This is a genomic window from Bradyrhizobium sp. AZCC 2176, from assembly GCF_036924645.1.
Lineage (GTDB): Bacteria > Pseudomonadota > Alphaproteobacteria > Rhizobiales > Xanthobacteraceae > Bradyrhizobium.
Genome location: NZ_JAZHRX010000001.1, coordinates 1,375,712 through 1,389,460 on the forward strand (window position 1 = coordinate 1,375,712; position 13,749 = coordinate 1,389,460).

The window sequence follows — 13,749 nt, forward strand, 5'->3', positions numbered from 1 at the left end:
TTTACGTTAACCATTATCCATCCCGGATTCGGCGGGGCACTTTTTCGCCACAGTCCGCGGGTTAGGTTAAGCCTAACTTGGGGGCGGGATGGTAAACATCGGTTAACCTTCCCGCTTTAAGAAAGCGTTCACCCTCTTTTGCCGGGGGTCTGCAAAAGAACACCGTGAACGCTCGTCGACTGGGTGGGCTCATACGTGCTGGCTGGTTTCGCGCGCCAATACAATCCGCTGTCTTCAAAAGCCGGATATCGGATCGGCCTGACTACGCTATTGCTGCTGGCCGGCGCCGGCTCGGTGCATGATGCGACCGCGCTGAACGAAACCCGCACCCTCTCGTTCCACCACACCCATTCCGACGAAGACCTCACCGTCACCTTCAAGCGCGACGGCCGCTACGACGAAGAAGCTCTCAAGAAGCTTAATCACTTCCTCCGCGACTGGCGCAGCCAGGACTCCACCACGATGGATCGGCATCTGTTCGACATCCTCTGGGAAGTCTACCGCGACGTCGACGGCAAGAAGCCGATCCAGATCATCTCCGCCTACCGCTCCCCCGCTACCAACTCCATGCTCCGCCGCCGCTCTTCCGGCGTGGCGCGCTTCAGCCAGCACATGCTCGGCCACGCAATGGACTTCTACATCCCGGACGTGCCGCTGGAGCAGATTCGCGCCGCCGGGCTCCGCCTGCAGCGCGGCGGCGTTGGCTTCTACCCGACATCGGGATCGCCGTTCGTCCATCTCGACACCGGCAGCGTCCGTCACTGGCCGCGCATGACCCACGATCAACTCGCCAGAGTGTTCCCGGATGGGCGCACCGTCCATCTGCCGTCCAATGGCGGTCCGATGAAGGGCTATGAGCTGGCCCGCGCCGACATCGAACGCCGCGGCAATGGCGACAATGCCGCAACCGTCGGCAAAATGCCGAGCCTGTTCGCAGCCCTGTTCAGGGGCGGCAAGTCGAACGAAGAGGATGACGAGGCTGGCAGCGCCCCCGTCAAGAACGAGAAGCCTGCCAGCGTGATGGCCGCAGCGGCACCCGCGAAATCCGCCGATCCGATTCCGACCCCGCGCGCAAAACCGCAGGTCGGGGCGACCCTTCAGTTGGCTTCAGCCGACGCGCAGATCGTGCCGGCGCCCAAAGCCAGGCCGGAACAGAAACAGACCGAGCAGACTTCCGCCGAACCGAAGCCGCAGACGCCGGCCGATATCATCAATTCCCGCGGCTTCTGGGACGACGTACCGAAGGCGGCTAACCAGGCGACCCCCGCGCAGGTCGCGGCCCTCCGCGCCCGCCAGGCGCTCGCCGCCGCCACCGATCCGCAGCCGACCGCCAGCGTCACCGAATCGTTCAACAGGGCGATGGCCTATGCGCCGGCCGCCTCCTCGCCGGTTGATCGCGCCAACGTCGTCACCGCCTCCGCGCCGGTGCCGGCGCGTCCCGCCCGTCCGGCGCGCAATGCCGGCGCCGCCGCGACCGAAATCAATACCGTGGTCGCCAAGGGTGCTCAGGGGCAGGACAGCGTGGTCGCGACCTCGACCCGTCTCGCCGCCGTCCAGGGCAACAGCATCTGGATGCGGGTGGTGATGCTGGCGCCGAGTGCGAGCAATGCGATGTCGACGACCGTGCTCGGCGACACCGAGATGACCCAGATGCGCAGCCATTTCGTCAAGCCGAAGGCCGCGATCGCCATGACCTTCTCGGATGATCCAATGATGGGCATGACCTGCGACCGCTTCACGGGATCGGCGACCGCGCAACTGCCGACGCAGTCGTTCGTCCTGCGCACCGCCGCGCTGCGCTAGGCGCCTATCGTCATTGCCGGGCCTGACCCGGCAATCCATCCCTCTCGTATGAGTCTTTCTGAAGCTTGATGGATACGCGGGTCAAGCCCGCGTATGACACCTTGAGACGCCTCACAGCATCCCCAGCGCCTGCATGTAGGTCTCCAAAATGGTTTCCTGCTCGGCGCGCTCATTGGCGTCCTGCTTGCGCATCCGCACGATGGTGCGCAGCGCCTTGGTGTCGAAGCCGTTGCCCTTGGCTTCCGCATAGACGTCGCGGATGTCATCGGAGATCGTCTTCTTTTCTTCTTCCAGACGCTCGATGCGCTCGATGATGGCCTTGAGCTGGTCTTTGGCGAATTTTGTCGCGGGCTCGTCCTGGACGGCAGCGGCGGCGGAGGTGGCCATCGGGTACTCCTGAATGGAACTGAAAGTAATGCTGAAAGATCAAGCGCCGCACGCGTTACCGCACGGCGCTTTTTCAGGATTGACCCTCAAGATCAGGGGGCCCTGCGTCAAGGAAACATCGCGCTCATCCACAGCGCGCCCACAGGAGATGGGGATCAATCAATACCGTGCGTCATTCCGGGATGGTGCGGAAGCACCAGACCTCAGATGCGCAATTGCGCGTCGGGGAATCTCGAGATTCTCAGGTGCGCAATTGCGCACCAAAGTTCGATGCTACGCATCGCCCCGGAATGACAGACGACCTGAAGGGCTCAATGCCCGGGATGAACCTTCTTCATCGCAGCCAGCTGCTCCGGGGTCGCCGCACCCTGATGCTTCGCCTTCCACTCCTCATAGGGCATGCCGTAGACCGCCTCGCGGCTCTCGTCCTTGCTGACGGCGACCCCCCTGGCGTCGGCCTCTTCCTTCATCCAGTTGGACAGGCAGTTGCGGCAGAAGCCGGCCAGATTCATCAAATCGATGTTCTGGACGTCGGTACGGGCGCGCAGGTGGCTGACCAGGCGCCGGAAAACGGCGGCTTCCAGTTCCGTTCTGGTTTTGTCGTCGATTGTCATGGGCTTGGGTCCTGCGTCATAGGGTGCCGGGCATGTTAATAGGGAATTGTCACAGATTTTGCCATATCTGCGCGCAAAAGTGGCTATCGCACGTGGCGTCCCGGTTTCCCATAGCGCGGGAAAGGCGTCCCCGGCCGTTGACAGGTCCCGCCGGGTCACGCGAAATCGTCAATGATTTGATATAGCTTCGCTGCATGACCGGAAAAGATTCTCGCCGCTTGTCCCCCCTCCCCGCACGCATGACCGCCGGCCTGATGCCGATGCTCGCGTTGGCGGCGGCGTGCCTGTGGAGCAGCCCGGCGGCGGCCGATTTCCGGCTCTGCAACAACACTTCCAGCCGGGTCGGCATTGCGCTCGGCTACAAGGACGCGGAGGGCTGGACCACCGAAGGCTGGTGGAACGTGTCATCCCGGAGCTGCGAGACGCTACTGCGCGGAACTCTTGTCGCCCGTTACTATTACATCTACGCGCTCGACTATGACCGCGGCGGCGAATGGTCGGGACAGGCCTTCATGTGTTCGCGTGACAAGGAATTCACCATCAAGGGTACCGAGAATTGCCTGGCGCGCGGCTACGACCGCACCGGGTTCTTTGAGGTCGACACAGGCGAACAGCGAGCGTGGACCGTGCAACTGACCGAAGCCAACGAGCAACCCGCGCAGCGCGTGCCGGGAATTCCAGGGACGGTGGGACCGGGCGGCCCCGGCGGAGTTCCGGGCCTGTCCAATCCGCCAAGCGGACCGGGTCTGCCGCCAGCCGCGGCGCCCAAGCAATGAGACGGCTCCGTCGTATCAAGATCCTCGCAACCCTCGGCCCGGCATCGTCAGACAGCGCGATGATCCGGAAGCTGTTCGAGGCCGGTGCGGATGTGTTCCGCATCAATATGAGCCACACGCCGCACGACAAGATGCGCGAGCTGGTCTCGACCATCCGCAATGTCGAAAGTAGCTACGGCCGCCCGATCGGCATCCTGGTCGACCTGCAGGGACCGAAGCTGCGGCTCGGCGCTTTCGCCGAAGGCTCGACCCAGCTCAAGAACGGCCAGAGTTTTGTGCTCGATTCCGACAAGGCGCCGGGCGACAACAGCCGCGTGCAATTACCGCATCCGGAAATCCTCGCAGCCCTTCGGCCGGGCCATGCGCTACTGCTCGACGACGGCAAGGTGCGCCTGATCGCCGAAGAGACCTCGGCCCACCGCGCGGTGACGCGGGTGGTGATCGGCGGCAAGATGTCGGACCGCAAGGGCGTCAGCCTGCCCGATACCGACCTGCCGGTATCGGCGATGACACCGAAGGATCGCGCCGACCTCGAAGCCGCCCTGGTGACCGGGGTCGACTGGATCGCGCTCTCCTTCGTGCAGCGCGCCGAGGACGTCAACGAAGCCAAGCGGATGATCCGCGGCCGCGCCGCTGTGATGGCCAAGATCGAGAAGCCGCAGGCGATCGACCGCCTCGCCGAAATCATCGACGCGTCAGACGCGCTGATGGTGGCGCGCGGCGATCTCGGCGTCGAGCTGCCGCTGGAGCGGGTGCCGAGCCTGCAGAAGCAAATGACGCGGATGGCGCGCCGCGCCGGCAAGCCGGTGGTGATCGCAACGCAAATGCTGGAATCGATGATCCAGGCGCCGGTGCCGACGCGCGCCGAAGTCTCCGACGTCGCGACCGCGGTTTACGAAGGTGCCGACGCCATCATGCTGTCGGCTGAATCGGCTGCCGGCAAATTCCCGATCGAAGCGGTTTCGACCATGAACCGCATCGGCGAGGAAGTGGAGCGCGATCCGACCTACCGCTCGGTGCTGACGGCGCAGCGGCCCGACCCCGAGAACACGGTCGGCGATGCCATTGCCGACGCCGCGCGGCAGATCGCCGAGACGCTGGAGCTATCGGCAATCATCTGCTGGACCTCCTCGGGCTCAACCGCGATTCGCGTGGCGCGCGAGCGTCCGAAGCTGCCCGTGGTGGCGATCACGCCGAACCTCGTCACCGGGCGCAAATTGTCCGTCGTGTGGGGCGTGCATTGCGTGGTCGCCGAAGACGCCCACGACCAGGACGACATGGTCGATCGCGCCGGTTCGATCGCCTTCCGCGACGGCTTCGCCAAGGCCGGCCAGCGCGTGATCATCGTCGCCGGCGTGCCGCTCCGCATCCCCGGCACCACCAACATGGTGCGCATCGCCTCCGTCGGTTCCAGCAGCGATGCGGAGATGTGACGGCGTGCCGTCCTTCCGGGCGCGCGTCAGCGCAAACCCGGAACGACAATTCATGATCGGATCAGCACCTAGCTCTGCAAGGTCGTGTCCAGCGTGATTTTCGTATTCAGCAGTTTCGACACCGGGCAGCCGGCCTTCGCTTTACCAGCCAGTTCCTCGAATTTCGCCTTGTCGGCGCCCGGAATTTTCGCATTCAGCGTCAAATGAACCGAGGTGATGGCAAAACCATCACCCTGCTTTTCCAGCGTCACGTCGGCTTTCGTTTCCATGTGCTCGGCGGTGAGCTTGGCTTCGCCCAAAATCAGCGACAGCGCCATGGTGAAGCAAGCAGCATGCGCCGCGCCGATCAATTCCTCCGGGTTGGAGCCCGCCTTGCCCTCGAAGCGGCTCGAAAAGCCGTAAGGATAATCGTTCAGCGCGCCGCTCTTGGTCGAGATCGCGCCCTTGCCGTCCTTGATGCCGCCCTGCCATTTGGCGGACCCTGATGTCGTGCTCATCGCATGCTCCTGATCGCTGGTTGGACCGTCGATAAGCCGCAGCGTGGCAAATGGTTGCGACAAAGGCGTGTCGCAAACGAAGGGGGTTTCTACGCCCCGACCAGCGTCTTCGCCGGCAGCACCGCCTGCACCACGAGGCCACGGGCACGCGCATCCATCACGCCGACGGCGCGCAGCGCTAACAATGTGACCGTTTGCACGGCGTCGCGCAGCTTCGCAGGATCATCCAGATTCTCGGGCGCCAGCGGACCTACCAGCGATTCATGCAGCGCACCGAGCAGCGCGGTGGCGGCAAGCGCGGTATCCTGCGCCGGCAGATGGCCGGCGCGCACCGCGGCATCTATTCTCGCAGCGATCTCGCCGGAGATTTCGCGGCGGCTGGCGAGCCGCGACACCGAGACGTCGACATCGACGGGCTCGGCCAAGATGCCCCAGGCGAGCTTGCGCTGCGACAGCACATGCACGGCAACGGTAGTGACGGCGGCAGCCAGCGCCGAGGACGGCCCCGGCGCCGCATCCGCCGCGCGGCGAATCGCCCCCAGTTCGTCGCGCGACACTTCGGCGATCAGCTCGGAAATCAGCTCAGCCTTGGAGGGGAAGTAGCGGTAGACGGTGCCGGCCGCGACATTGGCGCGGACCGCAACCGGGGCGATTTGCACCGCCGCCATGCCGCCCTCGGCCGCAGCGTCCCGCGCCGCCGCCAGGATGGCGCTACGCCGCGCCGCCAGCCGCTTTACGACCTGATGGGTCCGCCGATAGACCATGGCGCGTTCCGTCCCCGGCGCGCCCTCGAGCCCCATGGGGCCTGCCAGAACGCGCATACCGTCAATGTCTTGCACGACAACCGCAGTCACCGCTTTGAAGAAGTGAACAACTATTCACGAGCGATGACAAGATGGTTTCAAGACTTTCCGAACCGTTAACAGGATCGCAATCTCGGCCCGCTAGCCTGTACCGAATGGCAGGCTCCGATCGCGCGCTCTGCCCCTGCCTACGGGCTATCGCGGGATGGCCACGGCTTCGACGGCAATCGAGCTACACGGAGACCATTCCATTGCGGCGTAAAGTGGCGTTCCTGATGGGTGGCGTGCTGATCGGGACCATCGGCTACACGCTCTTGAGCCCGGCCACCTCCCACACCGATTTGGCCGCAATCGCGCTGCCAGCGCGAGACGAGCGACCGTGCGTTATCGCATCGGCGCGAACCGCAATTCTCGTCGTGCACGGCCAGAGCAATGCGGCCAACTACGGAAGCACCCGGCACGCGGCGCGCGAAGCCGTCGATAATTTCGATCCCGCGACCGGCAAATGCTTCGCTGCGATCGACCCCCTGCTGGGCACCGATGGTCTCGGCGGAAGTTTTGCAACGCGGCTCGGCGACATTCTGATCCAGTCCGGACGCTACGATCGCGTAGTCCTGGTGCCGATCGCCAGGGGCAGCTCTTCAATCTCCTTCCTGAACAACGAAGGAGCGAGCCTGATCACCAACGGCATTGCGAAGTTGAAGGCAGCCGGACTGACGCCGACGCATATTCTGTTCCAGCAAGGGGAAACGGACGCGCAATCGACGACATCAGCTGAGCAATATGTTTCGCTGCTGCATCAACTCGTGAAGCGATTCCGCGCCGCCGGTTTCGATGCGCCCTTCTATCTGTCACGCAGCACGAAATGCGGCCATGTCGATCCGAAGAACACGGCTGCCATCCGTGCCGGTCAGTTATCGGCGATCGATCGCGCCCTGAACATCCATCAGGGGCCCGATACTGACACGATCGGAAATGAGGGACGCAGTCCTGATGGTTGCCACATGAACGAGGCAGGCACGCTTGCGAACGCTGCCCTGTGGGCGGCGTTCATGAATTAGCAAGCGGTGATTTCCGGCGCTGGCGCGCGACATCTCCTCTTCACCTCGCGCCAATCACGCGCTGGCCGTAACCAGTTTTGGCGCCGGCTCATGCCGCCACAGGGACCGGCGCGGCGCAAGATCAGCGCGACCACCACCAGCGTGGCGCCAAGGCCGGTCGGAATACCGGTGAACATGTAGCAGACGATGAGGGCGACGACGGCGCCCAGCGCCGGCAGCTCATAGGCGCGAAAGCCGGTCTTCAGTCCGGTGCGGACCAGGAAACCAATCGGAATCGCCAGCACCATCATGTCGTACATGAACAAATAGGGCATGGTCAGCAGCGTACCGGCGGCAAGGGCCGCGGCCTTCAGCGTGTAGGGCACGCGGCTTCGCCAACCCCTACTCTCAACCCCTACTCCCAGCTCAGCGCCCCGCCGTTCTGATATTCGATCACCCGCGTCTCGAAGAAGTTCTTCTCCTTCTTCAGGTCCATCGCCTCCGACATCCATGGAAACGGATTTTCGGTTTCGTCGAACACCCGCTGTAGCCCAAGCTGCGCACAGCGGCGGTTGGCGATGAAGTGCATGTAGCTCTCGCACAGCGCTGCGTTCAGCCCGAGGAAGCCGCGCGGCATGGTGTCCCGCCCATAGGCCGCTTCCAGTTCAGCCGCCTCGCGCACCATGGCGCGGACTTCGTCCTGAAAGGCTTTGGTCCACAAATGCGGATTCTCGATCTTGATCTGGTTGATGACATCGATCCCGAAGTTCAGATGAATCGATTCGTCGCGCAGGATGTATTGATACTGCTCGGCAATACCTACCATCTTGTTGCGGCGGCCGAGCGAGAGGATCTGGGCGAATCCCGTATAGAACCACATGCCCTCGAAGATGACATAGAAGGCGACGAGGTCGCGCAGGAACGCCTGGTCGGCTTCCGGTGTCCCGGTCCTGAAGTCCGGGTCATCGAGGTGCTGGGTATGTTTCAGCGCCCACGCCGCCTTGTCGGTGATCGAGGGCACCTCGCGATACATGTTGAACAACTCGCCCTCGTCGAGGCCAAGGCTTTCGACGACGTACTGGAAGGTGTGGGTGTGAACGGCCTCCTCGAAGGATTGCCGCAGCAGATACTGCCGGCACTCCGGATTGGTCAGATGGCGATAGATCGCCAGCACGATGTTGTTGGCGACGAGGCTTTCGGAGGCCGCGAAGAAGCCGAGGTTGCGCTTGATGGCGCGGCGCTCGTCTTCCGTCAGCCCATCACGCGACTTCCACAGCGCGATGTCGGCCTGCATCGAGACTTCGGTCGGCATCCAGTGATTGTTGCAGCCGGCGAGGTATTTCTCCCATGCCCATTTGTATTTCAGCGGCAGCAATTGATTGACGTCGGCGCGGCAGTTGATCATCCGCTTGTCGTCCACGGACACCCGTCCGCCGCCGCGGTCGATGGTGCCGAGGCCGGTTTGATCGGCCGCGACATTGGTTTGCGCCACCAAGGGAGGCGGCATCCGGCGCGGGGGTGCAGTGGGTTCGGACCAGTCGAGCATTATCGTTTCCTTGCTTCTTGTCTGCTTACTGGCAGGCTTCGCATTCGGGATTGTCGATGGAGCACGCCACAGCGCCGGACAGGTCAGGCGCCGTGATGCCGGATGGGACGATGATCGGCGCGGCGGCCGACACCACAGGCGCAGCCGCAACGGCGTTGAGCTTGCCGTCGGTGCCCCGGAGCGTGGACTTTTCGACATGCGTCGCGCTGCGCGAGCGCAAGTAGTAAGTCGTCTTCAGGCCCCGTGCCCAAGCCAGGCGATAGAGCGCATCGAGCTTCTTGCCGCTGGGGTTGGCGATATAGAGGTTGAGCGACTGCGACTGGTCGATCCATTTCTGCCGCCGGGAGGCCGCCTCGATCAGCCAGGCGCTGTCGATCTCGAAGGCGGTCGCATAGAGCGCCTTGAGGTCATCAGGAATGCGATCGATGGCGCCAACGCTGCCGTCGAAATATTTGAGGTCGTTGACCATCACCTCGTCCCACAGCCCGCGCGCCTTGAGGTCGCGCACCAAAAACTCGTTCACCACGGTGAAGTCGCCGGACATGTTGGATTTGACATAGAGGTTCTGGTAGGCGGGCTCGATCGACTGCGCTACGCCGCAGATGTTCGAAATGGTCGCCGTCGGCGCGATCGCCATCACGTTCGAATTGCGCATGCCGGTCGATTTGACGCGCTCGCGCAGGCGATCCCAGTCGAGCGTCACGCCGCGGTCCATCGCGAGGCCGCCGCGGGCTTCCGCCACTAGCTCGATCGAATCGATCGGCAGAATGCCCCGGCTCCACAGCGAACCGTCGAACGACGGATAGCGTCCGCGCTCGGCCGCCAGATCGACCGAGGCCGCGATCGCATAATAGGAAATCATCTCCATGCTGGTATCGGCGAAGGCAACCGCCGCATCGGAAGCCATCGCTATCCGCAACGCCTGCAGCGCATCCTGGAAGCCCATCAGCCCGAGGCCGACCGGACGGTGCCGCAGGTTCGAGCGGCGCGCTTCCGGGATGGTGTAGAAATTGATGTCGATGACGTTGTCGAGCATCCGCATCGCGATCGTCACGCTGCGCTTCAGCCGCGGCTCATCCAGCCGCCCTTCCTTCACATGGTTGAGCAGATTGATCGAGCCGAGATTGCAGACGGCGGTCTCGTCGTCGGATGTATTGAGCGTAATCTCGGTACAGAGATTCGAGGAATGAATCACGCCGGCATGGCGCTGCGGCGAGCGCAGATTACAGGGGTCCTTGAACGTGATCCAGGGATGTCCGGTCTCGAACAGCATGGTCAGCATCTTGCGCCACAAATCCGTGGCGCGAACCTGCTTGAACACGCGGATTTCGCCGCGCGCCGCCTTGGCCTCATAGAACGCGTAACGCTCGGCGAACGCCTTGCCGTAGAGGTCGTGCAGATCAGGCGTCTCGTCCGGCGAGAACAGCGTCCATTCGCCGTCCGCCTCGACACGCTGCATGAACAGGTCGGGCACCCAGTTCGCGGTATTCATGTCGTGGGTGCGGCGGCGGTCGTCGCCGGTGTTCTTGCGCAGGTCGAGGAACTCCTCGATGTCGACATGCCAGGTTTCGAGATAGGCGCAGACCGCGCCTTTACGCTTGCCGCCCTGGTTGACGGCGATCGCGGTGTCGTTCGCAACTTTGAGGAACGGCACCACGCCCTGGCTCTCGCCATTGGTGCCCTTGATGTGCGCGCCAAGCCCGCGCACGCGGGTCCAGTCGTTGCCGAGCCCGCCGGAATATTTTGCCAGCAACGCATTGTCCTTGACCGACTTGAAGATGCCGTCGAGATCGTCGGCAACGGTGGTAAGGAAGCAGGACGACAATTGCGGCCGCAGCGTGCCCGAATTGAACAGCGTCGGCGTCGAGGCCATGAAGTCGAACGACGACAGCAGATCGTAGAACTCGATGGCGCGTGCCTCGCGGTCGATCTCGCGCAGCGCCAGCCCCATGGCGACGCGCATGAAGAACGCCTGCGGCAGTTCGATGCGGTTGCCGCGCTCATGCAGGAAATAGCGGTCGTACAGCGTTTGCAACCCCAGGAACTGGAACGCCAGATCCCGTTCCGGCTTCAGCGCCGCTGCGAGTTTCTTCAGGTCGAAGCGCGCCAGATCGGGATCGAGCAGTTCGGCCTTGATGCCGGTCTTGATGTAGGCGGGAAAGTATTCGCCGTAACGCACGGCCATATCGGCCTGCGAGGCGCTGGTCGGCACCCCCTCCACAAACGACAGCACCTCGGTGCGCAGCTTGTCGAGCAAAAGCCGCGCGCTGACATAGGCGTAGTTCGGCTCCTGCTCCACCAACGTTCGCGCGGCCATGACAGATGCCAGCGCCAGTTCGCCCTCGCCGATGCCGTCGTAGAGATTGCGCTGCGTCTCAGTGAGCACGGTCGCGGCGATGACACCCTCAAGGCCGGCGCAGGCCTCCTCGATGATCAGCGTCAGGCGCGCGATATCGAGCGGAACCTGCACGCCGCTGGCCAGCGCGACGCGCAGCGCAGGCTCCCCCGACGGCTGGGCGTTGGCCGCTTCCTGCCTGGCGCGTTGTCGCGTGCGCTCCTCGCGATACAGCACATAGGCGCGCGCGACCTTGTGGTGCTCGCTGCGCATCAAGGCGAGTTCGACCTGGTCCTGTACGTCCTCGATATGAAAGGTGCGGCCCTCGCTCATCCGGCGCGACAGCGCGCCGACGACTTCGGCGGTCAGTTGCTCAACGATTTCATGCACGCGGCGGGAAGCCGCCGCGCCGTGCCCCTCGACCGCGAGGAACGCCTTGGTCATCGCGACCGAAATCTTGCTGGCGTCGAATTTCGAAACCGTGCCGTTGCGGCGGATCACCTGCATCGGCAGCGCACTTGCCGGCGACGCCGACGATTCGGTGCGCAACGCGAGAAAGGGAGCAGCTTTGGCTTCGGGAGAAACGAGTTGAGAAGATTGCGACATCGGCAGACCCCGTGGTGTTGTTGGGGCTGGATGTCTTGAGGCGACGCTGCATAGGATGCCCGGCGCAAGGCACGGGCATGAATCTGCGAGCGACCGCCGGGACACCCCGCCCGTGGACGTTTTTCGGTGTCGCGGCAGGTCTCCTGGCTCGCAGGTCAGCGTTGCACCCCGTCTTCCCAATGCGTGGCCGCATCAGTGACGTGAAAAATCGGGAGCAACTCACTGCTTACAGTTGCGGGGGCAGCGCCGGATTCTCGCAAAAACGCGCGATACACCGGCTTCCCTCTTAGCCACCAAATCTTGCGATCTGGCAGGCCGCGACGCCTATATCTGGTACCATTCGTAGCAAAGTGTCAATGGGGCGCGGGAGACCGATGCCCGCAATTTCCAAAAAATTTCCGCAGGAGGGGTGGGAAACACGAAAAAGCCGATTCTTTCTCCGCGTGAAAGCCGTTTTCCCCGATATTCCGGCCACGTCGGATCACGACGTGGCATAGGGCGCGAATCGGGATCGCGTCTCGTCGATTCGAAGGGCCCGGCCGGCCGGGGGAAACGCGCGCTGCGGACAATCCGGTCGTTCGCACACCTTGCAGCCCATGCCGATCGGCGTCGCCAGCGACGGATCGATCTTGAGGCCCTGCGAATAGACGATTCGGTCCGCATGGCGAACATCGCATCCCAGGGCGACCGCAAACGTCTTGGCGGGCGCTCCGTAGCCTCCGCTGCCGTGCGACACCGTCCGGGCAACCCAGAGATAGGTTCGCTCATCGGGCATCCGCGCCACCTGCGTCAGGATACGCCCCGGGTTGGCGAAGGCCTCATAGACGTTCCACAGCGGACAGGTCCCGCCGACCCGCGAAAAATGGAAATCGGTCGCCGACTGGCGTTTCGATATGTTTCCGGCGCGATCGACGCGGATGAAGAAGAACGGCACGCCGCGCGCATTATGGCGCTGCAAGGTACTCAGCCGGTGACAGATCGTTTCAAAGCCCACGCCGAACCGGTGACTGAGCAATTCGATGTCGTAGCGGCGCCGCTCCGCCTCGGCCAGGAAAACGGCGTAAGGCAAGATCAGCGCACCGGCGAAATAGTTTGCTAGCCCGATGCGGGCGAGGCCGCGCGATTCGTCGCTGGTGAATTTTGCCTTGTCGACGATTGCGCGGATCGCCTCGTCCAGTTCCAGAATGGCAATCTGCGTTGCGAGCTGAAACGCCTGCTGGCCCGGATCAAGGCTTGGCGACAGTCGTAGCGTTCGCGTGCGGCCATCGAACAGACGCTGCGTTCCCGATCCCAGCTCGCCGCTCGCGTCGATCAGGACAGTCACGCCGTGATGGCTTTCGAGATACGACACCAGGCCCGGCGTCATCCGCCCGATCGGTAACCCCATCCGGCCGGCGATCGCCTCCGCCGCGTCGTCGAGCTCAGCAATATAGTTGTGCTGCAGATAGAAGAAGTCGCGGACTTCCTCGAACGGCGTGGTCGGCAGAACCGCCGCTGCGGCCTGACGGTCCTCGCCGAGCCGCGCGGAGATGGCCGCATATTGCTCGGTGGCATGGCGATACTTCTGGTTGAGATTGACCAGCGCGCGCCCGACCGCAGGCATGTTCTGCGCGAGTTCACGAAGTTCGGCGATAGCAATCGTCTCTCCCAATGCAGGATCCGCCAGCGCTTCGCGAAGGTCCGAGATCAAGCGCGCTTCGTCGCCCTCGGCGAACGACTGCACGTCCAGGCCGAACACCGAATTGAGCGCCAGCAGCACCGGCACGGTGAGCGGCCGCTGATTGTTTTCCAACTGGTTGAGGTAGCTCAGGGAGATCCCGAGCTTCCCGGCAAGTGCCGCCTGCGTCAGGCGCTGCTCCTCACGCAGCCTTTTCAGCCGCACGCCCATGAAGGTCTTTTTCATCGCATC

Annotated in this window: 12 protein-coding genes and 1 riboswitch; of the genes, 4 read left to right on the forward strand and 8 right to left on the reverse strand. The window is 63.5% G+C overall.

Translation table 11 applies throughout. The features are described from left to right. Positions 1 to 195: 195 nt before the first annotated feature. Entirely contained in the window at positions 196 to 1,803 is a 1,608-nt protein-coding gene (locus V1288_RS06180; RefSeq protein ID WP_442893912.1) for a DUF882 domain-containing protein, read from the forward strand. 111 nt (positions 1,804 to 1,914) lie between these two features. Here the strand turns inward: V1288_RS06180 and V1288_RS06185 are convergent, their stop codons facing one another. Together V1288_RS06185 and V1288_RS06190 are read right to left on the reverse strand one after the other, a co-directional pair. Then, on the reverse strand, positions 1,915 to 2,190 hold the full coding sequence (locus tag V1288_RS06185) for a DUF2312 domain-containing protein (protein WP_334356231.1): 276 nt from the start codon (positions 2,188 to 2,190) through the stop codon (positions 1,915 to 1,917). A gap of 311 nt (positions 2,191 to 2,501) precedes the next feature. Next, positions 2,502 to 2,804 (reverse strand): DUF1244 domain-containing protein, encoded by a 303-nt coding sequence (locus tag V1288_RS06190; protein ID WP_334356232.1) that lies wholly within the window; start codon positions 2,802 to 2,804, stop codon positions 2,502 to 2,504. Positions 2,805 to 2,998: 194 nt separating this feature from the next. Between V1288_RS06190 and V1288_RS06195 the strand changes: the two genes are divergently transcribed. Both V1288_RS06195 and pyk read left to right on the forward strand, forming a co-directional pair. Continuing rightward, positions 2,999 to 3,580 carry a DUF1036 domain-containing protein gene (locus V1288_RS06195; RefSeq protein WP_442893913.1) on the forward strand — a complete coding sequence of 194 codons (582 nt, stop codon included), beginning with the start codon at positions 2,999 to 3,001 and terminating at the stop codon, positions 3,578 to 3,580. Next, on the forward strand, positions 3,577 to 5,013 hold the full coding sequence (gene pyk, locus V1288_RS06200; protein WP_334356233.1) for a pyruvate kinase: 1,437 nt from the start codon (positions 3,577 to 3,579) through the stop codon (positions 5,011 to 5,013). The genes V1288_RS06195 and pyk overlap by 4 nt, the downstream gene beginning before the upstream one ends. Before the next feature lie 68 nt (positions 5,014 to 5,081). Here pyk and V1288_RS06205 read toward each other — a convergent pair whose 3' ends face one another. After that, a complete protein-coding gene (locus tag V1288_RS06205) occupies positions 5,082 to 5,510 on the reverse strand; it encodes an OsmC family protein (protein WP_334356234.1) in 429 nt (142 codons plus the stop codon). 89 nt (positions 5,511 to 5,599) lie between these two features. Continuing rightward, positions 5,600 to 6,274, reverse strand: coding sequence for a TetR/AcrR family transcriptional regulator (locus V1288_RS06210; protein WP_334361204.1), 675 nt, complete (start codon positions 6,272 to 6,274; stop codon positions 5,600 to 5,602). Between the two features lie 290 nt (positions 6,275 to 6,564). On the opposite strand from V1288_RS06210, the gene V1288_RS06215 reads away from it, so the two are divergent. Next, entirely contained in the window at positions 6,565 to 7,374 is an 810-nt protein-coding gene (locus tag V1288_RS06215; protein WP_334356235.1) for a sialate O-acetylesterase, read from the forward strand. Here V1288_RS06215 and V1288_RS06220 read toward each other — a convergent pair. The 4 genes from V1288_RS06220 to V1288_RS06235 all read right to left on the reverse strand — a co-directional run bounded on the left by V1288_RS06220 (position 7,371) and on the right by V1288_RS06235 (position 13,743). After that, positions 7,371 to 7,739: a hypothetical protein gene (locus V1288_RS06220; protein WP_334356236.1), complete on the reverse strand. Its 369-nt coding sequence runs from the start codon at positions 7,737 to 7,739 to the stop codon at positions 7,371 to 7,373. The genes V1288_RS06215 and V1288_RS06220 overlap by 4 nt on opposite strands. Positions 7,740 to 7,768: 29 nt before the next feature. After that, on the reverse strand, positions 7,769 to 8,899 hold the full coding sequence (locus V1288_RS06225; RefSeq protein ID WP_442893914.1) for a ribonucleotide-diphosphate reductase subunit beta: 1,131 nt from the start codon (positions 8,897 to 8,899) through the stop codon (positions 7,769 to 7,771). A gap of 25 nt (positions 8,900 to 8,924) precedes the next feature. Then, complete coding sequence (locus V1288_RS06230) at positions 8,925 to 11,840, reverse strand: ribonucleoside-diphosphate reductase subunit alpha (protein WP_334356237.1); 2,916 nt, start codon at positions 11,838 to 11,840, stop codon at positions 8,925 to 8,927. Between the two features lie 116 nt (positions 11,841 to 11,956). Next, a riboswitch (cobalamin riboswitch) is annotated at positions 11,957 to 12,175 on the reverse strand. 146 nt (positions 12,176 to 12,321) lie between these two features. Continuing rightward, complete coding sequence (locus V1288_RS06235; RefSeq protein ID WP_334356238.1) at positions 12,322 to 13,743, reverse strand: short-chain fatty acyl-CoA regulator family protein; 1,422 nt, start codon at positions 13,741 to 13,743, stop codon at positions 12,322 to 12,324. Positions 13,744 to 13,749: the final 6 nt, after the last annotated feature.